Below are 23,973 nucleotides of genomic sequence, written 5' to 3' on the forward strand. Positions count from 1 at the left end.
TCAGTGGACGACGATGGGCTGGAAGCCAGCGGCGCGGAGGCTGCCGAGCACCAGTTCGCAGTGCTCGTGGCCCTTTGTCTCGATGTCGATGGTGATGGCCACATCGCCCATGCTGATGGACCCGCCGATGCGGGTATGGTCCACGCGCGTGACGTTGGCGTCCGATTCGGCGATGATCCGCGAGATCGTGGCCAGCGAGCCGGGTCGGTCGTCGAGCATGATCCGCACGGACATGAACCGGCCGGAAGCGTACAGCCCCCGCTGGATCACCTTCAGCATCAGCATGGGATCTATGTTTCCGCCGGAGAGGATCACCGCCGTGGTGCCCGGATCCGGGATGACACCTTCCATGAGCGCGGCGACGCCGACGGCACCGGCGGGCTCGACCACCAGCTTGGACCGTTCAACCAGGAAGATCAGTGCGCGGGCCAGGGCGTCCTCGCTGACCGTGACCACGTCGTCGACCAGTTCCCGGATGATGGAGAACGGCAGCTGCCCGGGCCGGCCGACGGCGATACCGTCGGCCATGGTGGAGACCTTCTGCAGCGGCACCAGCGCATCGGCGGCCAGGGAGGGAGGGTAGGCGGCCGCATTCTCCGCCTGCACGCCGATCACCCTGATCTCGCGGCCCAGCTCCTTCGCCCTGGCCTTGACGGCCGTGGCGACCCCGGCCAGCAGTCCCCCGCCGCCGACGCCCATGACGATGGTCTCGACGTTGGGGACCTGCTCCAGGATCTCGAGCCCCAGCGTGCCCTGTCCGGCGATGATGTCGGGGTTGTCGAACGGATGCACGAAGACCGCTCCGGTCTCGTCCGCGTAGCGCTGCGCCTCGGCGAGGGCCTCGTCCACATTGTGGCCGTGCAGCACGACTTCGGCGCCGTGGCCCCGGGTGGCCGCGAGCTTCGGCAGGGCGACGCCGAGCGGCATGAAAATGCGGGCCTTGATGCCCAGGCGGGCCGCCGCCACCGCGACGCCTTGCGCGTGGTTTCCGGCGGAGGCAGCCACGACGCCGCGCGCCTTCTCCGCATCGGACAGCCCGGCCATCCGCACGTAGGCACCCCGGACCTTGAACGACCCGGCCCGCTGCAGGTTCTCGCATTTGAAGAACACGTCGGAGCCGACCATCCGGCCCAGGGCGCGGGATTGTTCGATCGGCGTCTTGGCGATGATGCCGTCGAGGGTTTTCCGGGCGGCTTGGATGTCGTCGAGCGTGACGGGAAGCTGGGCGGTGACTGTCACTTGTCGGTCTCTTTTCTGTGCAGCAGGACGCGGCGTCGGCGGGAGGGTTCCCGGTCTGAGGGCTCGGGCGGATTTCCGGGACCCGGCGAAGCCAGTGCCGGTTCCGGCGCCCGGTAGGGCTCTTCCACCGGTGGCGGCGCGCCCAGGGCCGGGTCTGTTTCCCAGCCGCGGGCGGCGATGTACTTCACGACCGCGTTGAGGATCGCGAGCAAGGGGACGGCAAAGAGTGCGCCGGCGACGCCCGCGACCATGGAGCCGCCGGCCACGGCCAGCACGACGGCCAGCGGATGCAGCGAGACTGCCTTGCCCATGATCAGCGGCTGGAGCACGTGGCCCTCCAGTTGCTGAACTCCCAGCACGATGGCGAGCATGATCAGCGCGTTGACCCAGCCGTTGGCCACCAGTGCCAGGAGGACGGCGACGAACCCGGTGAGCAGGGCACCGACGATCGGGACGAAGGAGCCAAGGAATACCAGGACGCCCAGCGGAAGTGCCAGTGGCACGCCGATGATGGCCGCGCCCGCGCCGATGCCGACGGCGTCAACGAAAGCGACGAACATCTGGACCCGGATGTAGTGCACCATGGAGGTCCAGCCCTTGCGGCCGGCGCCATTGCTGGCTGCCCTCGCCTTCTTGGGCAGCAGGCCGACCATGAAACGCCAGATCCGGTCGCCGTCGTAGAGGAAGAAAATCAGCGCGAAGATGGTCAGCAGCAGGCCGGTGACCAGGTGTCCGGCGGTGGACCCGACGCTCAGGGCGCTGGAGAAGATCGCGCTGCTGTTGTTCTGCAGCTGGTCCAAGCCTTCGTTCAGGTAGTCGTTGAGTTGTTCGTTGGTCAGGCGGAGCGGCCCGTCGGTCAGCCAGCCCTGGACCTGGCCGATGCCTTGCATCACCTGGTCCCACAGCTCGCTGAAGCCGATGTAGAGCTGCCGGCCGACCAGGGAGAGCGCCCCGCCGATCAGCCCCAGGAAGCCCAGGATGGTGATGACGACCGCCAAGCTCTTGGGAACCTTGGCCTTTTGCAGGAACCGGACGACGGGGGAAATCAAGGCGGCGATCAGGGCCGCGACCATCAACGGGATGATCAGCAGCGAGACGAAACTGAGCAGCCAGACCAACAGTCCGCCCACCACCAGGATCAACCCCACCCGCCACGCCCAGGCCGCGCTGATCCGCAGCGCATAGGGAACGTCCTCGCGGACGTGGTGTTGGCCGTCAACTCCGGCCAAACGTCCGGCCGGCAGCGGACGGTTTTCGGGGAAGGACCGGTTCATACACCCAATAGTTTCATACTGTGACCCAGCCGTGCGTTCAGTGAAGCTGCGCCGTAATGCCCCAGCTCCCGCCGAACGTTGCACCGGGCTCCAGCCATTCCAGCCCCAGGCCGGAATTGAAGCTGTTGGCGGGTGCCGTCATCGGTTCCACCGCGACGGCGCGGTCCCGGCCCGGATATTTGGTGGTCACCAGGACATGGACGTAGCGGAAGGTTTCCTCCTGCCACAGCCGGACCTGCGAGCCGCTCTCCGAGGCGAGGGTGGTTACCGCGCGGCCGCCCGGGCCGGCGGACAGGGCGGTGTAGCCGTGATCGATGTCCAACTCCGCCACCCGGCTTCCGCCGCGCAGGTCGGTCTGGCCGGTGACCGGGACATCCGCCGTCGGAATCATGGTGTGCGGGTCGGTGGGAAAGTACCGCGCCGCCGGCACGGTCAAGGTCAGCCGGTCGGCGGGTTCGTCTCCGAGCCGGATGAAGGGATGTGCGCCAAGTGCGACCGGCGCCGCGGCCGCGGACAGGTTCCGCAGTTCCTGCCGGACGGTCAGGTCGCCGGCCTCGTCCAGGGAGTATTCGGCAAGATGGCTGAGCCGGAAGGGGTAGCCATGCTGGGGGAAGATCTCCGCCTGCAGCACTACCGTTGACGCGCTGCGGTCGACGAGCCGGTAGCCGGTGTTGCGCAGCAGCCCGTGGCTGGCGTGGCCGCGGCCCGGTTCCGTGATGTCCAGTTGTTGGACGGCGCCGTCCAACTCCCAACGGCCTCCCTGCACCCGGTTGGGCCAGGGCGCCAGCAGGATGCCCGAGGCCGAAGGTGGAATGCTGTCGTCGGCGAAGGTCTCGGTTAACTGCACGCCCTGTTTTTCGAAGAGCCGGAGGCAGCCCGCCAGTTCGGTGACCACGGCCCGCGATCCGGCGCGCCTCAGTTCAAACTGCTCGCCGGTCGCTGCCCGGCTGCGCTGGCCCGTCATGGTTCCACCGTAGCGGGTCGCCGCTTAAACAGCCGACCCCGGCGCACGGCCGGGGTCGGTTGGTTGGTAAGGAGAACGGCTGATTACTCGTCGCCGCGGAGGATGGCGAGCAGGCGCAGGATCTCCACGTAGAGCCAGACCAGTGTCACGGTCAGGCCGAAGGCGGCCGTCCAGGAGTACTTGCGGTCCACGCCCTGCCGGACGCCCTGCTCGATCGAGGTGAAGTCGACGATCAGGGAGAACGCGGCCAGGCCGATGGCCAGCAGGCCGATGATGACGCCCAGCGGGATGCCGATGCCCATAATGGTGATCACCGCGCCGCGCATTCCCCACTGGTTGTCCAGCACGCCGAACCACATCAGGCCCAGGTTGACCAGCGAGAAGAGCGCGTAGCCGATCAGCGCGATCATGAAGAAGCGCATGGCCTTGGGGGTGGCGCGCACCTTGCCGCTCTTGAACAGGGCCAGCGTGACGGCGAAGACGCACACTGTGCCCAGCACGGCCTGCGGGGCCACGCCGGCGTACATCGAGTCGATGACCATGGACAGGGCGCCGACGAACAGGCCCTCGGCGGCGGCGTAGGCCAGGATGAGGCCCTTGGACGGTTCCCGCTTGAAGGCGTTGACCAGCCCGAGCACCAGGCCGGCGATCATGCCCGGAATCAGCAGGATCGGGAACATCCAGCCGATCGCACCGCCGACGACCACCAGGGACAGGCAGGCCAGGGTCTTGAGGATGACGTCGTCATAGGTCATCCGGCCGGTTTGGGCGGGACCCGCCGACGGCTGGTTGTACAGATCCTGCAGCTGCTGGCTGGAAAGCTGGGTCTGGCCGGCGAGCACGGCGGAGCCGGCTCCGGCAGGGCCCGCGGGCGAGCCGCGGAACGCCTTCGGGTTGTTGAAAACCGGATTTCCTCCGATTGCCATCTTGTTGTCCTCCATCGTCAGGGGGCGAGCTATTGCTTAGACTACCAATCCCAACGAACAACACGGCAGAAAATTCCTTGACTGGCCGGTGAACCCGCGTCGGGCACCGGCGCCGCCCTCCGGCGCCGCCCTGGGCAGCAAACCTGCGTCGGCAGCAACGCCGCCCTGCGGCAGTCTCGCGGCCGACGCGCCTGCAGCCCCGCGGCCGACGCGCCTGCAGCCCCGCGGCCGGGCCCGCCTGCCCGGGTAGAATGCTGGGGTGACCTCCCGCAGTCCTTCCAACGCGCCCCGCTCCTCCGCCCGGGCCAAGCTGCCCCTGCGCATGCTCCATGACCGCATCCTCGTGGCTCCGGACCAGGACAGCAGCGAGCGCCGTTCGTCCTCGGGAATCGTCATTCCAGCCACCGCCGTCATGGGCAAGCGCCTCGCGTGGGCCGAAGTAGTCGCCGCCGGCCCGCACGTGCGCCAAGTAGCCGTCGGCGACCGGGTGCTCTTCGACCCCGAAGACCGCGCCGAAGTCGAAGTCAACGCCGCCGACTACACCCTGCTCCGCGAGCGCGACGTCCACGCCGTCTCCCAGCCGGAGGAAGCGGACAGCGGCACGGGGCTCTACCTGTAGATCTCTACCTGTAAATTCGGGCCCTTCCTGCAGTTCCCGGGCGCCCTGCCTGAAGCTTCCCGCAGGGACGCCTCTGGTTTCCCGCGTGGTTGCCGGCATCCGGTAGCCCGCCTGTTCCCGGAGGCCGATACGTTTCATCGATGCTAAATGACGGCTTCACAGTTGTTACCTGATCGCGACAGAACGCACCCTCCCGCCGCCCGTGACGCAGGTAACATAAACGACACGTCGGTGATTTCCGTCACAGACACTGTCAGCGCCTGCCGGTGATCCGGCGGACCACACCCCCCACTGTGGAGGTTCATATCTTGATCGCGATGCCGAAGCTCGTTCGGCCATTGGGGACACTGCTCGCCTTACTGGCGATCATCGCGGGCCTTATCTTGTCCGCGCCCCCCTCACTGGCTTCGACCACCTCACCCGAGCCCACCCCCGGCGCGACGACGACGGGGACCGCGCCGGCGGAGCCCTTCCGCGATACGATCAGCGGCGTCCTGCGCAATGCCGACGGCCCCGTTGTGGGGGTGCGGATCACGGCGACGGGCGAAGGATTCACCGGCGAGGCGACCACCGGCGAAAACGGGTCCTGGTCGATCGGTGTCCCGAAACGTGGAACCTACCAAGTCGAAGTGGACGTCTCGACCTTCCCGGAGGGAGTGGAGCTCGCCGAAGGCACACCGAATCCGCGGGAAGTCACCTTTACGAACACTTCCAACGCCGCCGCCATCTTTCCCCTCGGTGAAGGCATTGTGCTCCAGGGCGCCGGTTTCGCCGAGGTCTTCGTCGAGCGTCTCATTGCGGGCCTGAGCTTCGGCCTGCTGCTGGCCCTGGCCTCGGTCGGGTTGTCCCTCATTTACGGCACCACCGGGCTGACTAACTTCGCCCACGGCGAGATGGTCACCGTCGGCGCGGTGCTGATGTTCGGCCTCGCGCTGGTCGGCCTTCCGGTGTGGCTGGCCATGCTGTTGGCCATTGTCCTGGGCGGTGCATTCGGCTGGGCCCAGGACGCCTGGCTTTGGAAGCCGCTGCGTTATCGGGGTACCGGACTGATCCCCATGATGATCATCAGCATCGGCCTGGCCTTGGCTGCCCGGTACGTCATCCAGTTCAACTTCGGCGGCGCCACGCAGCAACTGCCGCAGGCCCGAAGCCCCATCCTGGAATTTGGCGACATTTCGATCAGCCGCAACACGCTGCTCTCGTTGGTTGTCAGCCTGATAGTGATCATCCTGATTGCCATGCTGCTGCTGAAGACCCGGCTGGGCAAGGCAACCCGGGCCGTCGCCGACAACCCCGCGCTGGCGGCGGCCTCCGGCATCGATGTTGACGGGGTCATCCGCATCGTCTGGACGGTCGGCGGGGTGCTGGCCGCGCTGGGCGGCATCCTTTGGGCCTATTACCGCCCCGGTGTCACCTTCAACATGGGCCAGCAGATCCTGCTGCTCGTCTTTGCCGGCGTCATCCTCGGCGGCCTGGGCACCGTGTTCGGCGCCCTGGTCGGTTCGGTCATCGTCGGCATGTTCGTCGAACTGTCGACGCTCTGGCTGGAAGCGGACCTGAAGTATGTGGGCGCCCTGCTGATCATGATCGTCGTCCTGCTGTTCCGGCCACAGGGCATCCTGGGCCGTCGAGAGCGCGTGGGTTAGGAGGCAACACCATGGATTTCCTGAATATTTTCACCAACGCCCTGGGCGAAATCATCAGCCCGACGACGGCCGCCTACGCCTTGGCGGCACTCGGCCTGGCCGTCCACTTCGGCTATTCCGGCCTGCTCAATTTCGGCCAAGCCGGCTTCATGGCTATCGGCGCCTACGGCTTCGCCATTCCCACGCTCGAGTGGGGGGTGCCGTTCTTTGTCGGCGTCTTGATAGCCCTGATTGGTTCGGTGATCTTTGCGCTGCTGCTGGGCATCCCCACGCTGCGCCTCCGGGCGGATTATCTGGCCATCGTCACGATCGCCGCAGCGGAGATCATCCGGTACGTGGTCACCACCAACGACCTGACGGACATCACCGGTTCGGCGAACGGCCTGGCTGCCTTCGAAGGCGGGTTCTTCGCCCTGAACCCGTTCCCGCAGGGCGCCTACAATTTCGGCCTGGTGACCCTGAACGAACGCGGCCTCTGGATCCGCGTCGTCGGCTGGGGCCTGGTGGTGATCTGCTGCCTGCTGGTGTTCCTGCTGATGCGCAGCCCGTGGGGCCGGATCCTGAAAGGCATCCGCGAGGACGAGAACGCGGTGCGGGCCTTGGGCAAGAACGTGTACTCGTACAAGATGCAGGCCCTCATCATCGGCGGCCTGTTCGGAACAATGGCCGGCATGGTGTTCACGCTCCCCCGCGGAGCGGTACAACCAGCCAACTACCAGACGGAGCTGACGTTCTTCCTCTGGACCTGCGTGCTGCTGGGCGGCATGGCCACCGTCCTCGGCCCGGTTATCGGCGCCATGCTCTTCTGGGTAGTCCTCTCGCTGACCCAGGGACTGCTCTACGGTGCCATCGAGGCGGACTACATCACCTTCCTGACAACCACACAGGCAGGACAGCTCCGCTACATCCTGGTTGGCATCGCCTTGATGCTGCTGATGATCTTCAGGCCCCAAGGCGTGCTGGGCAATAAGAAAGAACTGGCATTCACATGAGCGAACAAGACCGCACCACCGCTGCCGGGGCCACCGCCGTCCCGGAACAGGCCGACCAGCCGGGCACGGACTACATGACTGACACGCGTCCCATTGCTGCCGACGAACCGGGCCCGGGCTGCCGGAAACGGGATCCCATCCTCGTCGCCAAAAACGTGACCCGGCAATTCGGTGGCGTCAATGCCGTGGACGTGGAATATCTCGAGATCCCACGGCACCAAATCACGGCGCTGATCGGACCCAACGGGGCGGGCAAGACCACGCTGTTCAATCTGCTCACCGGCTTCGACGTCCCCCAGAGCGGTGAGTGGTCCTTCGAGGGGCATTCGCTCGCCGGTGTGCCGTCCTACAAGGTGGCGCGCAGGGGCATGGTGCGCACGTTCCAGCTGACCAAGGTCATGGGAAAACTCTCCGTCATGGAGAACATGCGCCTGGGGGCCACCGGCCAGTCCGGTGAGAACCTCTTCAAGGCCCTCTTCAAGAACATCTGGGGGCCCAAGGAACGGGAAATCACGGAGCAGGCCGACGTCCTGCTGGCCAAGTTCAAACTGGACTCCAAACGGGACGACTACGCAGCATCGCTCTCCGGCGGCCAGCGCAAACTGCTGGAAATGGCACGCGCCCTGATGGTCCGGCCCAAGCTGGTCATGCTCGATGAGCCGATGGCCGGCGTCAACCCCGCCCTGACGCAGTCGCTGCTGGAGCATGTCAAAAACCTGAAGGCCGAGGGCATGACCGTGTTGTTCGTCGAACACGACATGCAAATGGTCCGCCACATTGCCGACTGGGTGGTGGTCATGGCCGAAGGCCGGATCGTGGCAGAAGGTCCGCCCGGCGTCGTCATGAAGGATCCCGCTGTGATCGACGCGTATCTGGGCGCCCATCACGACGTCGACCTGGGCGACGCCGAAGGCGTCGAAGCGCTGGAGGAAGAGCTGGCGCAGGACGCGGAGTCGGTCGTGGGCACGGACGCCGAGGGCGTCCTGGGCCGCCACATCAGCGAGCAGGATTCCAGCGCAGAAGAAGCAGGCAACGCCGACCGCGGAACCAGAAGGAAGGACCGGCCATGAACGCGCGCCGTATGGAAACGACTCCGGAAGCCGTGGCGCCGGGGGAACCGGTGGTCACCGTGACGGAATTGGTGGCCGGCTACCTGCCCGGCGTCAATATCCTCAACGGCTGCAGCATCGAGGCCCGCCAGGGCGAATTGATTGGCATCATCGGCCCGAACGGTGCCGGCAAATCGACCCTGCTCAAGGCGATGTTCGGTCTGGTCAAGGTCCATTCCGGCACCGTAGTGGTGCGCGGCCAGGACCTGACGGGGTTGAAAGCGAACAAGCTCGTCAGCCGCGGCATCGGGTTCGTCCCGCAGAACAACAACGTCTTTTCGACGCTGACCATCGAAGAAAACATGGAAATGGGCATGTTCCAACGGCCCAAGGACTTCAGGAAACGCTTCGATTTCGTGGCGGGTATCTTCCCGGAACTGGCCAAGCGGCGCGCGCAGCGGGCGGGCTCGCTCTCCGGCGGTGAACGCCAAATGGTGGCGATGGGACGAGCCCTGATGATGGACCCGGCGGTGCTGCTCCTGGATGAGCCTTCCGCCGGCCTCTCTCCGGTCAAGCAGGACGAGACGTTCCTGCGGGTGCACGAAATCAACCGGGCCGGTGTTTCGGTGATCATGGTGGAACAGAACGCGCGCCGCTGCCTGCAGATCTGCGACCGCGGTTACGTCCTGGACCAGGGCAAGGACGCCTACACCGGAACCGGCCGCGAACTGCTGAAGGATCCGAAGGTCATCCAGCTCTACCTTGGCACGCTCGCGGACACCGCCTGAGACCCCAGCCTCACCTCGAAGGCGGCGCCTGCCCCCGGGGCGGGCGCCGCCGTCGTGTGTGGCTACTCCATGCCAGGCCCCGCCGCCCGCGCGGACGGTCCCACGCGGTCCTCGCATGCCCCCCGCTCCTACACAGCCCGGTCCAGGACGTCCGACCCCCCCGGAGCACGGCAGAGGGCCCCGGCCGGCGGCCGGGACCCTCTGCTGTGTTACCCGTGGAGCTGGAGCGGCCTTACAGCTGGCCGAACTCCTCGCGCTTCGGCTGCGGCACGTTGGTGTCGTCGTACTCGTAGATGCCGATGTAGGCCTCGGTCGGATCGCCGTTCTCGTCGAACGAGATCGGGCCGGAGATGCCGTCGTAATCGATATCTTCGCCGTTGCGCAGCAGCGTGACGCAGCCGGCAAAGTCGAAGCACTTTTCGCCGTCCGCAGACACGCCCTGCATCTCCTTGGCGATGTCCTCGCCCTTGGTACTTCCGGCGGCCTCGGCTGCCAAGGCCACCAGGTTCACCGCGTCGTAGGACTCACCTGCGTAGGAGTAGGAATTGAGTTTGTCGTCAATCTCCGCCAGCGCCGCCTGGAAATCTTCCTTGGCGAACGTTCCGGGAATCGTTCCCTGTGCCCCGGCCATGGCGCCCGGATCGAGGTCCGCGCTCAGGTCAGAGGTGTTGCCGTCCACCAGGAACATCTGGTCGGGCGTGACTCCCTTGGACAGCAGCAGCGGTGCGATCGACTTGATCTGGTCAAAGGTGATCAGCGCGATCGCGTCGGGCTTGGCGTTGACGACGGCGTCTACCTGCGAGCTGAACTGGGAGTCGCCCTCGTTGAACATCTCCGTGGCCACAACCTGGCCGCCGGCGCCTTCAAACGCCTGCTTGACGTTCTCCGCCAGGCCGGTGCCATAGGCGTCGTTCAGCACGATCATGCCCAGTGTCTGGGCACCGCAGGACACCATGTAGCTGCCCAGCGTGCGGCCCTGCAGCACATCCGACGGCGCGGTGCGCCAGTACAGGTTGTTGTCGTCCCAGGTGGTGAAATCCGGCGAGGTGTTCGCCGGGGAAATCTGCACCACCCCTGCGCCGGTGATCTGGTTGATCACGGTCTTGGAGACGCCCGAGGACGCTGCGCCTACGACGGCGCTGACATTCTCGCTCAGCAGTTCGGTCACGGACTGGGTAGCGATGTCGGTGGTGGTATCGCCGGAGTCTCGCTGGATGGTTTCCACGTCCTTGCCCAGTACGCCGCCGGCCTCGTTGATCCGCTCAACGGCCAGCTCGACTCCCGCGACTTCCGGCGGGCCCAGGAAGGCCAGCGAGCCGGTGGCAGGCAGCAGCGTACCGATCTTCAGCGGGGTATCAGTGGAGCCCTTCGTCTCGGGAACGGCCGAGGGATCACCCGTCGCGCCTGCCGTGGGGCCCGCACCCTCCCCCGCGTCGGGACACACCAAACCGGATGCGCCCGCCGGCGCCGATGTCCCGGCTCCCCCGCCGGTCTCCGAGGGCGTTGACGTGCCCCCGCCGCACGCCGAGGCAAACAAAGCGATCCCCAAACCGAGCGCGGCCATCCTTCCCGCGCGTGCGGTGTTGCCGCCGGTGCCGAAAAGCACTGCATTGTGTGTTGCAGTCATGTATGTTTTCTCCTCGATCGAAAGGTCCGCGAACCTTTGATGCGATCACCAGGTATTCCTGATTACAGAGAAAACTAGTCCAATTTGTTGTTGAAAATAAGCGTTTTGGGTTACATCCTTGTAACGCTCGTCACATTCCAATCCGTACCCCCGGTGGGACTCGAACCCACACTGGACCGATTTTAAGTCGGTTGTCTCTGCCATTGGACTACGGGGGCTGGCACTCCGGCACCTACCTAGGGTACTTGATGGGCCTGCGCAGGTTCACAATCGCCCGAAGGGTTCGGCGTAGCGGAAAACACCCGCGGGCAGCGGACGGCCGGTCAGCGGGAGGGCCATAAAATTGGCGGCCCACGATGGATCCGGGGCACCGATGCCCAGTTCACTGGCCGGCCGATAACCAAACCGCGGATAGTAGCCGGTGCTTCCCAGCAGCAGGATCACGCTCTCCCCGGCGGCCTCGGCGCGCTGCCGCGTTTCCTGCAGCAGGGCCGCCCCGATGCCCGCACGCTGACGGTTCGGCTCCACGGCAAGGGGTCCCAGCCCCAGCGCGGGCTCATCGCCAATCCAGCCGCGGGTGCTGATGACATGGCCGACGACGGCGCCCCCTTCCTCGGCGACGAGCGAAAACTGCGGCAGGAAGCCGTCGCAGTCGTACAACTCGGCCAGCAGCCGGGCTTCCACCGGTTCAACACCGTCGTCGGTGGCGAAGGCGCGTGCCACCAGCCCGAGCACGGCGGGCCGGTCGTCCCGCTGTTCTGTCCTGATCCTCACCGCAGCATTCTATGCGGCCCCGCCCCAGGAAACCTTCCAGAATGCAGTAAGGCCCGGGCACCGCCACAGCGGTACCCGGGCCTTGCTGCTGGTGTGCCTAGCGGCCGGTGGAGGCGAGTTCCTTGTCCGCCTCGGTGCCCTTGGCATCCCCTGCCGGCTTGGGAGCGTCGGCGGCCTGCGGGCGCGGCTTGGGGGAAGCCGCCTCGCGGAACTGGCGGTACGGGGTCTGCAGGTCGGCAAGGCGCGTGGTGTCGCGGCCCAGGAAGATCGTCCAGAACCAGTTCGAGATCACGCGGATCTTGCGCTCCACCGTCGGCATGGCCATCCCGTGGTAGCCGCGGTGGGCCATCCAGGCCGGCCAGCCCTTGAGCTTGATGCCCATAATCTTGGCGACGCCCTTGTTCAGGCCGAAGCCGGCGACGGCGCCCAGATTCTTGTGCTTGTACTCGGTGACGGTGCCCACGCCCCAGCGGGCGGCGTAGATGTTCTTGGCAAGACGCTTCGCCTGGCGGATGGCGTGCTGGGCGTTCGGGACGCAGAAGCCTCCCACCCCGCCGCCGGTCAGGTCCGGCACGGCGGCGACGTCGCCGGCGGTCCAGGCTCCGTCGATCGGGCCGTTCTCGTCGATGATCTGGAGCGTGGCGTCGGCCTTGATCCGGCCGCGCTCGTCCTGCGGGAAGCCGAAGTTGCGCGCCACCGGGTTCGCCTGCACGCCGGCGGTCCACAGCAGGGTATCGGCCTCGAAGGTTTCGGCGGGAGTCTTGTCCGGCATGTTGATCAGCTCCAGCACGCCGCCCTCTGCCTTGGCGAGCGAGGTGTTGAGCATGACCTCGATGCCGCGCGAGCGCATGTGCTCCACGACCCATTCGGCCTGGTCTTCGGTGACCTCGGGCATGATTCGGCCCATCGCTTCGACCAGGACGAAGCGCAGGTCTTCCTGGCGCAGCCGCCCGTTCTTCTTGACGGCGGCGCGGGCCAGGTCCTCGATCTCGGTCATGGCCTCAATGCCGGCGAAGCCTCCGCCGACGCCGACGAAGGTCAGCGCGCGGGTCCGCTCCGGGCCCTCCGAGAGCAACGAACCGGTTTCGATCCGCTCGAGGACCTTGTTGCGCAGTTCCACGGCTTCTTCGACCGTCTTCAGGCCGATGCCGGCCTCGGCCAGCCCCGGGATCGGGAAGGTGCGGGTGATGGCACCGGCGGCAACGACGACGTCGCGGTAGTCCAGCTCGAAGGCCTCGCCGACGGCGGGGGTGATCACGGCCTTCTTCGCGGCATGGTCGATCGACGTCACCTTGCCGGTGATGAGTTCGGTGTCCCGCAGGTGCTGCCGGTGGTTGACCACCACATGGCGGGCCTCGATGCTGCCGGAGGCCACCTCGGGCAGGAACGGCTGGTAGGTCATGTAGGGCAGCGGGTCCACCAGGGTAACGATGCCGCCGTGCCGCTTGACCTTCTTCTGGAGGTTCAGCGCGACGTAAAGACCAACGTAACCGCCGCCGACCACCAGGACGCGCGGACGATCGGACAGAGCAGGAGTGAGTGCCATGCCCCCAGTATAGCCGCTTTTGTGAAACTTTTCACGAAGTACCCGGCGGCGGGCGTGACGGTCCGAAGGAACCCCCACCGACGGCGGGTGTGGCGGACCGAACGGCCCGAAGGGTCGGAGGAATCAGCGCTTGGCGGGCTTGCGGATCTCTTCCTTGATCGGCGGGATGAAGTCCGTGTTTGCTTCCTCGACTGCCGACGTCCCCTGCCGCACGGCCTTGCGCGCCCGCATGGTCTGGACTGCGCCCAACACCAGGACGGCGGCGATCAGTCCGCCGAACGAAAACACGAGGACGGCCGGCAGCACCGAGTCTTCGCTGGGCGGCGCTACCGCCACGGGCGTGGTCGGTTCCGGAATATCCGGCGCCTCGGCCTTGGACTGCACCGGAGCCTCCGACTGGGGCGCGGCGGCCTCGCCGCGGCGGTGCACCGTGATCCACTGCGCGATGGAGCCGAGCGGGTTGCCGGCGACCTCCGGCACGTCAGCGTTCAGGGCTGCGTCGGCATCGAGTACGCCGTAGCCGTAGATCGGATCATGGCCCGGAACACCGGCGTCCTTGGCCGTGCTGACGATGCGGTTGATGACCTGGGCCGCGCTCATGTCCGGGTACTTGGAGCGGATCAGTGCGGCCACGCCCGAGACCAGCGGCGTGGCACCGGAGGTGCCGGACCAGTCGGCATAGAGGCCGCCGGGCAGTCCGCCGACCAGGTTCTCGGCCGGTGCCGCAACACCGATGACGATGCTCTGGGCCGAGGCCTCCTGGCTCGCCTCGCCGTCGCGGTTCAATCCCGCCACGGTCAGCACGCCGGGGATGGTAGCCGGGGCGCCGGACTGTTCCGTGCCGCCCGCGCGGTTGCCCGCGGCGGCGACGACCACCACGTCATGCTGTTCGGCGTAGAGGAACGCGGCGTCCCAGCTCTCCGGCCAGGAGGTGCTGGAGCTGGTCAATGACATGTTGATGACCTGCGCGCCATTGTCCACGGCCCAGCGAACGGCCGCCGGGATCTGCTCGTCCACGCCGATGCCCGAGGGGTTGGGCGTTCCGAGCCAGGTAGAGGCGGTCAGGATCTGCGCCTTCGGCGCCACCCCGATCACGCCGTCCGTTCCGGCGCCGATCCCCTCGTCCTTGTGCTTGGACTTGGACTTGGACTCTTTGTCGTTCTTCTTTTTGTCGTCCTTTTTGTCTTTCTCCGGTGCATGGCCGCGCCCGGCCAGCAGGGTGGCAACCAAGGTGCCGTGTTCAGGCGTTTGCCCGATGCCCCGCTGGCCATCGGGATCACCGGAGCCGGAGACGTCGGTACCGCCGACCACGGCACCCTTGAGGTCCGGGTGCGTCGCATCAACGCCGCTGTCGATCACTGCTACCTTGACGCCTTCGCCCTGCGATTCGTCCCAAGCGGCGCGGATCCCGTAGGCGTCCAGCCAGTATTCCTTGTCGCGGGTGTCGTCTGCCTGGGCCGGGCCGGCAAGTACCAACGAGGCGAGTACCGCGATCGCCGATCCCAGCGAGAAGGCCTTCGACGCGGCCGCGCGTCTGGCCGGCCGTTCACTGTCGCGCTGGCGCATGGGTGTCCCTTCGTTGGCAAAGCGGTCTGGTCCCCGGAACCCGGGAAGCTCAGTGCGGCAGCCGGGTGGCCGCACTCAGGGCGATTCCGTCAAGAATATCGTGTTCGCTGGCGGTCGCACCGTCCACGCGGCCGCCGGTCAGTGCGGCCAGCCGTCGGGAAACGGTCCGCCAGATGAGCGCGCCGGCACCGATGACATCCACCCGTCCCGGATGCATGTAGGGCAACGCGGCCCGCTGTTGCCGCGTCATCTCCAGGAGGGAGGTGCACGCGGCATCCAGCCGGGCACCGTCCAGATGCGCGCCGTGGATGGTTTCCGGACGATACTCGGGCAGCTGCAAGGCGTGGGCGGTGACCGTGGTGACGGACCCTGCCACTCCGACCAAGCGGTCGACGTCGGCCAGCGGCACCTCGTCGAGCACGCGCGCCAGGTGTTCTTCGGCGCCCGCCACGGCGTGGGCAATCTCGGCGGCGGTTGGCGGATCCGAGAGCAGGTGCCGCTCGGTAAAGCGGACGCAGCCCATGTCGGTGCTGAGCGCGGCCAGCACCCCGTCGGCGGTTCCCAGCACGAACTCCGTGCTGCCGCCGCCCAGGTCCACCACCAGCACCTTCTCCCCCGGTTGCGGCGCCAGGACGCTGGCGGCGCCCGTGAAGGACAGCTCGGCCTCTTCCCGGCCACTGATCACTTCAGGTTCCACGCCGAGGCGCCGGCGGATGCCGTCGACGAAGACCTGCCGGTTGGCGGCGTCGCGGGTGGCGGAGGTGGCGACAAAACGCAGGGTTTCGGCACCGTGGCTGCGCAGCTGGCCGGCGTAGTCCTCCGCCGCCGCGAAGGTCCGCTCCAACGCTTCCGGCGCGAGCGCCCCGGTGGCGTCGACGCCCTGTCCCAGCCGCACGACTTTCATCTCGCGGACCACGTCGGTGAGCCCGCCGTCCTGGACATCGGCGATCAGCAGGCGGATCGAGTTGGTCCCGCAATCGATGGCTCCGACGCGTGCCACTAGGACCTGCCTCCACCGGCGTCGCCGGGCATGGAACCATCGACGGTGCCGGTGCCGCCGTCGTCGTCCGCCACCTTCCCGGTGCCTCCGGCGCGCCGGGCCTTCTTCGCGGCCAGCTCTTCGGCCGTGAGTCCCTGCGTCCGGGTGTGCCGGCTTAGATCCCGGGCCGGAGCGGTGCCGTCCACATCCCAGGCCCCGGAGCAGTAGCAGCGGTCCTCGGTCCACCATTCGGCGATACGTTCGAGCGCTTCGTCGCCCAGCGGATTCACGCCGGGACCTGCGGCCAGCGAATGACCCACCAAGACGTGCAGGCATTTGACCCGCGTGGGCATGCCGCCGGCGGAGACTCCCGCTATTTCGGGCACGTCGTCGATGCCTGCCCGGCGGCCGACCTCGTCGCGGGCCGCCAGGTACTCCTCGTGCGCGCGGCGGTAGGCCGCGGCCAATTCGGGATCCTGCTCCAGCCGTTCGGTCATCTCCGTCATGACCCCTGCGGCCTCCAGCCGGGATACCGCTGACGTGATGACCGGGTGGGTCAGGTAGTACGTGGTGGGGAAAGGGATTCCGTTCCCGAGCCGCGGCGCCGTCGTGGCGACCAGCGGATTTCCGCACACGCAGCGTGCGCCGATCTCCACGACGTCGCGCACCGGCCTGCCGAGCTGGCGGCTCAGGGTGTCGAGATCGTCGGGGGTGGGGGTGCGCTGAGCGTCGTTCATGGCTCAGTCCTTTCCTGGCGCTGCGGCCCGTGGGGCAGGGCCGTGTGATCCGGCAGGCTCTGCCGGGAGGTCAATCTGCTGCGGGCGAGTCTGTTGCCGCGCGGGTCACCGAGTTCCACAGGGCGTCCACCCACGGCAGGTCCTCGGGTGCGGTGGCGGAGGCATGTTTGTTGGACTCGCGCAGCCCTTCCGCGCCGGTGACCATGTACCGCTTCTCCCCCGGCATTACATAGAATATGCGATCCCGGGCCTGCTGCTTGATGTAGGCGGGATCGTCCCAGCGGGCCAGTTCCTTGGTCAGCTGTTCGTTCGAGTCTTTCTTGGCGGCGATGTCCGCCTGCAGCGCGGAGAGTTCCGCCCGCTGTTCAATGAAGATCCGCACCGACGGGGCCAGCAGCACGGTGATCGATACCAGCACCAGGGCCAGCGCCAGCAGGCGCCCGGAGAACGCTTTCGCCGGGACCGGCACGGCGTCGGCCGGGGTTTCCCTGGCCGTCGGGCGGGGTTTTTGGCCGGCAGCCGGTGCGGCCGGCTGCCGGATGGCCTCGGACAGCTGCCGGCGTTCGGCCGCGCGGGCTTCCGACGGCGAGGGTTTGGGTTTCGCCGGCGGCTTCGGCTTTCGCTGCTGGCCGGCGTCCGGCGCGCGGGGGGTGCGGGCATCCGGCTGCGGAGCGGAGCCGGTCGGAGGCCGGCCGAAGTCGGCCCGGATCACCTGTCCGGTCTCCGGTTCCCGCGCGTCGGTGTCCTTGCCGTCCACGCCGCCCGAAGCAGGCCCGCTGCCGGCCGGGCGGCCGGCCCGCGGCATGTTGGGGCGTCGGGTGGACATTCGCGGCTCCTCACCGTGGTCGTCGTGCGGGGCCCGGCTCCGGCTTGCCGCCGGGCCCCGCTTAAGACATTACCGAGGGTCGGGCCGAACTACGCCGTGAAACGCGGGAAGGCGCCGCGACCGGCGTAGCGGGCTGCGTCGTCGAGCTCCTCCTCGATGCGCAGCAGCTGGTTGTACTTGGCCACGCGCTCCGAACGGGCCGGGGCGCCGGTCTTGATCTGGCCGGCGTTGGTGGCTACGGCGATGTCCGCGATCGTGGTGTCCTCGGTCTCGCCGGAGCGGTGCGAGGTGATCGTGGTGTAGCCGTTGCGCTGGGCCAGGGCCACGGCCTCCAGGGTTTCGGTCAGCGAACCGATCTGGTTGACCTTGACCAACAGGGAGTTGGCGGTCTTGGCATCGATGCCCTGCTGCAGTCGTTCGGGGTTGGTGACGAACAGGTCGTCGCCGACCAGCTGCACCTTGTCGCCCAACTCGGCCGTCAGGGCGGCCCAGCCCTCCCAGTCGGATTCGTCCAGCGGATCCTCGATGGAGACCAGCGGGAAGTCGGCCACCAGCTGGGCGTAGTAGGCGCTCATGTCCGCCGCCGTCAGGGATTTGCCCTCGAACTGGTAGGCGCCGTCCTGGTAGAACTCGGAGGACGCCACATCCAGGGCCAGGGCGATGTCCTTGCCCGGGGTGTAGCCGGCGCGGGTGATCGCCTCGGTGATCAGGTCCAGCGCGGCCCGGTTGCTGGGCAGGTTCGGGGCGAAGCCGCCCTCGTCGCCCAGCCCGGTGGACAGGCCCTTCTCCTTCAGCACGGACTTGAGGCTGTGGTAGACCTCCACGCCCCAGCGCAGCCCCTCGGAGAACGTGGCGGCGCCCAGCGGCACCACCATGAATTCCTGGATGTCCACGTCGGAATCGGCGTGCGAGCCGCCGTTGAGGATGTTCATCAGCGGAACCGGCAGCACGTGCGCGTTGGGGCCGCCCAGGTACTTGTACAGCGGGAGGTTGGCGGATTCGGCGGCGGCCGAGGCCACGGCCAGCGAAACGCCGAGGATGGCGTTGGCGCCAAGGTCGGATTTGTTGGAGGTGCCGTCCAGGTCCAGCATGGTCTGGTCGATCAGCCGCTGGTCGGTGGCGTCGAGGCCCGCCAGCGCCGGCTGGATGGTGTCCACCACGGCGGCCACGGCCTGGCCGACGCCCTTGCCCAGGTAGCGGTCCTTCTCGCCGTCGCGGCGTTCCACCGCCTCGAACGCCCCGGTGGAGGCCCCGGACGGAACCGCGGCCCGGCCCATCGAGCCGTCGGAGAGCAGCACCTCAACTTCTACGGTGGGGTTGCCGCGGGAATCAAGGATTTCGCGCGCGTGGATGGCATCGATCAGCGCCATGGAGTAGCTCCTGTTCGTTGGAACGAAAAGATGGAATGTCTGCAGGCGAGGCCGGGGCCGGCTGCAAGGTCCGGCTTAAGACTAATCGAGATCACCCGCCGCGGTTTTCTTCCGTTACGCGCTGCTGGAATCTGCGGACGGCGCCCCGCAGGGCCTGCTCGGGATCCACGCCCGCCTCAACTGCGCGGCGGACGACGGCGAACAGCTCCTCGCCGACGTCGTCTTCCGTCCGGGCAGCACCGTCCGCGCCGGGGCCCCCGGGCGCGCTGCCCCGCTCCGGCCCGGCCGCCGGCCCGCTGCCCGCCCGGGCGGCGCGGTCCAGCGATTTCGCTGCCAACGCCAGCGCCGGCAGCGAGTGGGGAAGGCCGTCGAACGGCGTGGTCCGCTCCGGTTTTTCCGCCGCCTTGACCGCGTCGTAGCCGGCCACGATCTCGGCGATGGTCTCCGAAAACTTCTCCTGCAGGGACCCGTCCGGCCGGAAGACATGCCGGTTCCGCCGGATGAGTTTGGCGGTCAGTTCCGCGGCCACGGCGTCGAAATCAAAATGTCCCCGCTCTTCCTGCAGGCGGGCATGCAGCACCACCTGGTAGAGCACATCGGCCAGTTCGCCCTTGAGCTCGGCAACATCGGCCCGGCCGGTGTGGCCGGTTTCGATGGCTTCGGCCAGTTCGTGGGCTTCCTCCACGAGGTAATCGATCAGCGACTCGTGGGTCAGCGCCGCGGTCCACAGGCAGTGCTCGCGCAGTTGTGCCACGACGTCCAGCAGCCTGGCGACCGCCCGCCCCCGGCCGGGCTCCCCGGTGGTGGCGTCCGGGAGCTCCCCCCCGCCGGCCTCGGCGGGGGCGTCCGGGAGCCGCCCCGGTTCACAGGAGTGTCCGGCGTGAGGCATCGCGGCGTCAGCCCAGCTGGCTGTTGAAGCCCTCGCCGATGAACTCGATGAGCGCCTCACGCTCTTCCAGCGGCAGGAAAGCGGCCTCGGCCGCGTTGAGGGTGATCTCCAGCAGGTCATCCAGGTCGTAGTCGAAGGTTTCCACCAGCAACTCGTATTCGTCGGTGAGCGTGACTCCGCTCATCAGGCGGTTGTCGGTGTTGATCGTGACCTTGAACCCGGTCTGGTAGAGCAGGTCGAACGGGTGGGAGTGGATATCCTCCCCGAAGACGGAGATCGCCCCGGTCTGCAGGTTCGATGACGGGCTGCACTCGAGCGGGATGCCCCGGTCGCGGACCCACGAGGCGACCCGACCCAGCGTGACCATGCCAACCTCCTCGCCGTCCTCGTCGTCGGGTCCGAAGTCCACCTGGATGTCCTCGGCGATCCGGACGCCGTGGCCCAGCCGCAGCGCGCGGCCGCTGACCAGCGCGTCCACGATGCTGTCCACTCCGGCCGCCTCGCCGGCGTGGATCGTCACCGGGAACTGCTGTTCGGCCAGGTAGGTGAAGGCGTCCTTGAAGCGCGAGGGCGGGAAGCCGTCCTCGGCACCGGCGATGTCGAATCCGACGACGCCCCGGTCACGGTGGCGGACGGCGAGTTCTGCGATCTCCTGCGAGCGGTCGGCATGCCGCATGGCGGTGACCAGCTGGCCGACCTGGATGGGGCGGCCGCTGGCTTCCACGGCGGCCACGCCGGCGTCCAGGCCTGCCTGGACGGCCTCTACCGCCTCGTCCAGGGTCAGGCCCTTGGTCAGGTGCTGTTCGGGCGCCCAGCGGACCTCGCCGTAGACCACGCCGTCGTCGGCCAGGTCCTCGACGAATTCGCGGGCCACGCGGAACAGGCCGTCCTTGGTCTGCATCACGGCGATGGTGTGGTCAAAGGTTTCCAGGTAGCGGACCAGCGAGCCGGAATCCGCCGATTCGCGGAACCACTCCCCGAGCGCCACCGGGTCGGTGGAGGGCAACTCGTGGCCCTCGGCGGCGGCAAGTTCAATGATCGTGGCCGGGCGCAGTCCGCCGTCCAGGTGGTCGTGCAGCGAAACCTTCGGCAAGCTGCGGATGTCGACGTCGAGGTCGGCTGCGGTGTCTTCGGAGTATTCAGGCTCAGTCACAGGCACCACCTTACGCGAGCACCGGGCACGCCTGAACCGGCGCGGATGCCCTCGCCGGGTTCAGTCGTCGAGACCGGCGGCGGAACGGTTGCGGGAGGGCACGGCCAGGGGAACGTACGGTTCGAAGCGGACGGTCCGCGAGCCCGCTGCCGGCAGCTGGTCGGCGGGATCGCGCCGTGCGGCCACTGCTGCGTCCCGGCTCTCGGCGGGCGCGCCGGCATCGCCTGCCGCCGTGAGGCCGGCGTCCGCCGCCGGTCCGGCTTCCGCCGTCGAACGCGCTTCGCCCGCCGGGCCCGCCTCGGCTGGCTCCGCTTCGCGGAACCCGGCCGGGGCTGCGGCGCGCAGCCGCGCGGCACGGCGCCGGTTGGCCAATTTCACGCCGTGGTCCAACAGGAGGCCCAGCAGCAGCGCCAGCATGATCGCCAGTCCGGCGGCCAGGAGGGTGTTGTCATGGAACCACCGCCCGGCCAGCGCCCCGATGGCTACCGAGTACAAGGACCAGGAGATGCCGGCGGCGACGGAAAACAGGACGAACTTGCGGTGGTTGTAGCAGGTTGCGCCGGCGGTCATGTTGACGGCCACGCGGCCCACCGGGATGTAGCGTGCGCTCAGGATCAGCAGCGCGCCGCGCCGGTCCAGTTCCCTGCGGGCCCAGGCGAAGGCCGCCGCAACCCGGGGACGCTGCATCCAGCGGAAACGGTCTGCACCGATGCGGCGCCCGATCAGGTAGGCGATGTTGTCCCCCGCGATCGCGCCGATGGCAGCAACGGCCGCCACCAGCCAAATATTCGGGGCTCCGGCGGATACCGCAATGGCCGCCAGTGCCACGACCACCGATTCGCTGGGCACCGGCGGGAAGATACCGTCGATCAGGCAGAGAGCCAGAAGCAGTGGGTAAATCCACCATTGCGCTGCCGCATCGATGATGAAGACGCTGAGCGCGTCCATGAAAGTCTGCACGAAGTGTTCCTGTCCGCTGGATACCTAGTCCAACGATGCCATGCCGCATCTGGTGCCGCTATCGGGTAGATCCCTGACCGGGCCCCCATCGCTCAACGCCGCAGACCCCGCGGTGCGCCGGGGCATCCCCCGCTCCGGCCGCACCATTTCATCGTAGCGGGGCCAGGGGAACGCCGGGAAGAGCTTGCCCCGGTGGATATATATCCGTGCTGCCCCAGTTGTTTTCAGCTGGGGTCTCCAGCTCCCCGGAGAGCGTTGCACGCCCTCCCTCACCAGGGAGGCAGGCAGTGACGGAGATCTCGAGGCGGCCGGGTCAAGGGTGAGTCACGCCACCCGGTCGATGATCAGCCGCCGGGCCGGCCGGCTCCCGTCCGGGGCAATAACGACGGCGCCGCGCAGCGCCTCCTTGGCGCGGTCGAACCTTTCGGGGGTATCGGTCAGCAGCGTCATCAGCGGTTCGCCTGCGCGGACCACCGCCCCGGGCTTGGCGTGCATCCGCACGCCGGCCCCGGCCTGCACGGCGTCTTCCTTGCGGGCGCGGCCGGCACCGAGCCGCCAAGCGGCGATGCCGACGGCCAGGGCGTCCAGCTGCATCAGCACGCCGTCGGCCTCGGCGTAGACGACTTCCGACTCCCTGGCCACCGGCAGCCTGGCGTCGGGATCCCCGCCCTGGGCGCGGATCATGGATTTCCAGACGTCCATGGCTCGGCCGTCCCGCAGCGCGGCCGCGGGGTCGGCATCCGTCACGCCGGCTGCGTGCAGCATCTCATCGGCCAGTCTCACGGTCAGCTCCACGACATCCTCGGGGCCGCCGCCCGCCAGCACCTCCACCGATTCCTCGACCTCGATGGCGTTGCCGGCGGTCAGCCCGAGCGGCGTGCTCATATCGGTCAGCAGCGCCACGGTGTTCACGCCCGCGTCCTGGCCCAGGGCGACCATGGTCTCGGCCAGTTCCCGGGCGTTGCGCTCGTCCTTCATGAAGGCGCCGCTGCCGACCTTCACGTCCAGCACCAGCGAGCCGGTGCCTTCGGCAATCTTCTTGCTCATGATCGAGGAGGCGATCAGCGGGATCGCCTCGACCGTGCCGGTCACGTCGCGCAGCGCGTAAAGCTTCTTGTCCGCGGGAGCCAGGCCGGCCCCGGCCGCGCAGATCACGGCGCCGATGTCGGCCAGCTGGCTCATCATCTCGTCATTGCTGAGCAGGGCCCGCCAGCCCGGAATCGACTCGAGCTTGTCCAGGGTGCCGCCGGTGTGGCCCAGGCCGCGGCCGGACAGCTGCGGCACCGCCACGCCGAAGACGGCCACCAGCGGGGCCAGCGGGAGGGTGATCTTGTCCCCCACGCCGCCGGTGGAATGCTTGTCCGCGGTCGGCTTGCCGAGCGAGGAGAAGTCCATCCGCTCGCCGGAGGCGATCATCGCCGTCGTCCAGTGCGCGATCTCCTCCCGGTCCATGCCGTTGAGCAGTATGGCCATGTTCAGCGCGGACATCTGCTCATCGGCGATGGCCCCGCGGGTGTAGGCGTCGATGGTCCAGGCGATCTGCTCCGGGCTGAGCGTTCCCTTGTCCCGCTTGGTCCGGATGATGTCGACGGCGTCGAATGTTTCGGTCATGTCCTGCTCCTTAGGTGATGCGTTCCGCCCGTCAGGCCAGGTGCTGCGGGCCGAAGGCGTCGGGCAGCACCTGGTCCATGGTCCTGACGCCGGCCGGCGTCATCAGCAGCATGCCGGGCGCGCGGAACTCGTACAGCAGCTGACGGCACCGGCCGCACGGCATCAGGGCGTTGCCCTCCCCGTCCACGCAGCTGAAGGCGGCCAGTTTCCCGCCGCCCGTCATGTTCAGCTGGCTCACCAGCGAACATTCCGCGCACAGGGTCAAGCCATAGGAGGCGTTTTCCACGTTGCAGCCGGAGACGATCCGGCCGTCGTCGGTGAGCGCGGCGGCACCGACCGGGAAGCCCGAGTACGGTACGTAGGCCAGCCGCATGGCGGCCTCCGCGGCCTGCTGGAGGGCGTGCCAGTCCACCTGGGCCGTCGTTGGTGCTTCCACGG

The 23,973-nt window shown here is 67.8% G+C and carries 22 protein-coding genes and 1 tRNA gene; 5 read left to right on the top strand and 18 right to left on the bottom strand.

The features are described 5' to 3' along the window. From ilvA to AC5RUP_RS03950, 4 genes are all read right to left on the bottom strand, one after another. Positions 1 to 1,239 carry a threonine ammonia-lyase gene (gene ilvA / locus AC5RUP_RS03935; protein WP_494001470.1) on the bottom strand — a complete coding sequence of 413 codons (1,239 nt, stop codon included), beginning with the start codon at positions 1,237 to 1,239 and terminating at the stop codon, positions 1 to 3. After that, entirely contained in the window at positions 1,236 to 2,513 is a 1,278-nt protein-coding gene (locus AC5RUP_RS03940) for an AI-2E family transporter (RefSeq protein WP_494068222.1), read from the bottom strand. Before AC5RUP_RS03940 ends, ilvA begins: the two co-directional genes overlap by 4 nt. A 37-nt stretch (positions 2,514 to 2,550) precedes the next feature. After that, positions 2,551 to 3,477, bottom strand: a complete 927-nt coding sequence (locus AC5RUP_RS03945) for an aldose 1-epimerase family protein (RefSeq protein WP_494154144.1) — start codon at positions 3,475 to 3,477, stop codon at positions 2,551 to 2,553. Positions 3,478 to 3,560: 83 nt separating this feature from the next. Further along, positions 3,561 to 4,403: a Bax inhibitor-1/YccA family protein gene (locus AC5RUP_RS03950; RefSeq protein ID WP_494068224.1), complete on the bottom strand. Its 843-nt coding sequence runs from the start codon at positions 4,401 to 4,403 to the stop codon at positions 3,561 to 3,563. 322 nt (positions 4,404 to 4,725) lie between these two features. Here AC5RUP_RS03950 and AC5RUP_RS03955 point away from each other — a divergent pair, with 322 nt between their 5' ends. From AC5RUP_RS03955 to AC5RUP_RS03975, 5 genes are all read left to right on the top strand, one after another. Beyond that, positions 4,726 to 5,022: a GroES family chaperonin gene (locus AC5RUP_RS03955; RefSeq protein WP_493978707.1), complete on the top strand. Its 297-nt coding sequence runs from the start codon at positions 4,726 to 4,728 to the stop codon at positions 5,020 to 5,022. A 317-nt stretch (positions 5,023 to 5,339) separates the two neighbouring features. After that, a complete protein-coding gene (locus AC5RUP_RS03960) occupies positions 5,340 to 6,668 on the top strand; it encodes a branched-chain amino acid ABC transporter permease (RefSeq protein ID WP_494091941.1) in 1,329 nt (442 codons plus the stop codon). Positions 6,669 to 6,679: 11 nt separating this feature from the next. Further along, positions 6,680 to 7,660 carry a branched-chain amino acid ABC transporter permease gene (locus tag AC5RUP_RS03965; RefSeq protein WP_494001474.1) on the top strand — a complete coding sequence of 327 codons (981 nt, stop codon included), beginning with the start codon at positions 6,680 to 6,682 and terminating at the stop codon, positions 7,658 to 7,660. Positions 7,661 to 7,734: 74 nt separating this feature from the next. After that, positions 7,735 to 8,730, top strand: a complete 996-nt coding sequence (locus tag AC5RUP_RS03970) for an ABC transporter ATP-binding protein (protein WP_494133716.1) — start codon at positions 7,735 to 7,737, stop codon at positions 8,728 to 8,730. Beyond that, complete coding sequence (locus AC5RUP_RS03975; protein WP_494091940.1) at positions 8,727 to 9,497, top strand: ABC transporter ATP-binding protein; 771 nt, start codon at positions 8,727 to 8,729, stop codon at positions 9,495 to 9,497. Before AC5RUP_RS03970 ends, AC5RUP_RS03975 begins: the two co-directional genes overlap by 4 nt. A 232-nt stretch (positions 9,498 to 9,729) precedes the next feature. Here the strand turns inward: AC5RUP_RS03975 and AC5RUP_RS03980 are convergent, their stop codons facing one another. The 14 genes from AC5RUP_RS03980 to AC5RUP_RS04045 all read right to left on the bottom strand — a co-directional run bounded on the left by AC5RUP_RS03980 (position 9,730) and on the right by AC5RUP_RS04045 (position 23,971). Next, on the bottom strand, positions 9,730 to 11,124 hold the full coding sequence (locus AC5RUP_RS03980; protein WP_494133436.1) for an ABC transporter substrate-binding protein: 1,395 nt from the start codon (positions 11,122 to 11,124) through the stop codon (positions 9,730 to 9,732). A gap of 145 nt (positions 11,125 to 11,269) precedes the next feature. Further along, a tRNA-Leu gene (locus AC5RUP_RS03985) sits at positions 11,270 to 11,342 on the bottom strand. Positions 11,343 to 11,388: 46 nt separating this feature from the next. Then, on the bottom strand, positions 11,389 to 11,898 hold the full coding sequence (locus AC5RUP_RS03990; RefSeq protein ID WP_494153852.1) for a GNAT family N-acetyltransferase: 510 nt from the start codon (positions 11,896 to 11,898) through the stop codon (positions 11,389 to 11,391). Positions 11,899 to 11,995: 97 nt separating this feature from the next. Continuing rightward, positions 11,996 to 13,444: an NAD(P)/FAD-dependent oxidoreductase gene (locus tag AC5RUP_RS03995; RefSeq protein ID WP_494153851.1), complete on the bottom strand. Its 1,449-nt coding sequence runs from the start codon at positions 13,442 to 13,444 to the stop codon at positions 11,996 to 11,998. Positions 13,445 to 13,567: 123 nt separating this feature from the next. Continuing rightward, complete coding sequence (locus AC5RUP_RS04000; protein ID WP_494153850.1) at positions 13,568 to 15,010, bottom strand: S8 family serine peptidase; 1,443 nt, start codon at positions 15,008 to 15,010, stop codon at positions 13,568 to 13,570. Between the two features lie 49 nt (positions 15,011 to 15,059). Further along, on the bottom strand, positions 15,060 to 16,010 hold the full coding sequence (locus AC5RUP_RS04005; RefSeq protein WP_494153849.1) for a Ppx/GppA phosphatase family protein: 951 nt from the start codon (positions 16,008 to 16,010) through the stop codon (positions 15,060 to 15,062). Beyond that, the gene (locus tag AC5RUP_RS04010; RefSeq protein WP_494153848.1) at positions 16,010 to 16,726 is read right to left on the bottom strand and encodes a DUF501 domain-containing protein; all 717 of its coding nucleotides are present in this window, start codon (positions 16,724 to 16,726) and stop codon (positions 16,010 to 16,012) included. Before AC5RUP_RS04010 ends, AC5RUP_RS04005 begins: the two co-directional genes overlap by 1 nt. A 70-nt stretch (positions 16,727 to 16,796) precedes the next feature. Next, positions 16,797 to 17,552, bottom strand: coding sequence for an FtsB family cell division protein (locus AC5RUP_RS04015; protein ID WP_494158290.1), 756 nt, complete (start codon positions 17,550 to 17,552; stop codon positions 16,797 to 16,799). A gap of 89 nt (positions 17,553 to 17,641) precedes the next feature. Next, positions 17,642 to 18,922, bottom strand: coding sequence for a phosphopyruvate hydratase (gene eno, locus AC5RUP_RS04020; protein ID WP_494133442.1), 1,281 nt, complete (start codon positions 18,920 to 18,922; stop codon positions 17,642 to 17,644). 91 nt (positions 18,923 to 19,013) lie between these two features. Beyond that, positions 19,014 to 19,811, bottom strand: a complete 798-nt coding sequence (locus AC5RUP_RS04025; RefSeq protein WP_494158291.1) for a MazG nucleotide pyrophosphohydrolase domain-containing protein — start codon at positions 19,809 to 19,811, stop codon at positions 19,014 to 19,016. 7 nt (positions 19,812 to 19,818) lie between these two features. Beyond that, positions 19,819 to 20,964 carry an adenosine deaminase gene (locus AC5RUP_RS04030; RefSeq protein WP_494150196.1) on the bottom strand — a complete coding sequence of 382 codons (1,146 nt, stop codon included), beginning with the start codon at positions 20,962 to 20,964 and terminating at the stop codon, positions 19,819 to 19,821. Positions 20,965 to 21,024: 60 nt separating this feature from the next. After that, positions 21,025 to 21,924: a DedA family protein gene (locus tag AC5RUP_RS04035; protein ID WP_494158292.1), complete on the bottom strand. Its 900-nt coding sequence runs from the start codon at positions 21,922 to 21,924 to the stop codon at positions 21,025 to 21,027. A gap of 324 nt (positions 21,925 to 22,248) precedes the next feature. Beyond that, on the bottom strand, positions 22,249 to 23,535 hold the full coding sequence (locus AC5RUP_RS04040) for a thymidine phosphorylase (protein WP_494158293.1): 1,287 nt from the start codon (positions 23,533 to 23,535) through the stop codon (positions 22,249 to 22,251). 31 nt (positions 23,536 to 23,566) lie between these two features. Then, entirely contained in the window at positions 23,567 to 23,971 is a 405-nt protein-coding gene (locus AC5RUP_RS04045; RefSeq protein ID WP_494001488.1) for a cytidine deaminase, read from the bottom strand. Positions 23,972 to 23,973: the final 2 nt, after the last annotated feature.

It is taken from the genome of Arthrobacter sp. Y3223151 (genome assembly GCF_059091125.1).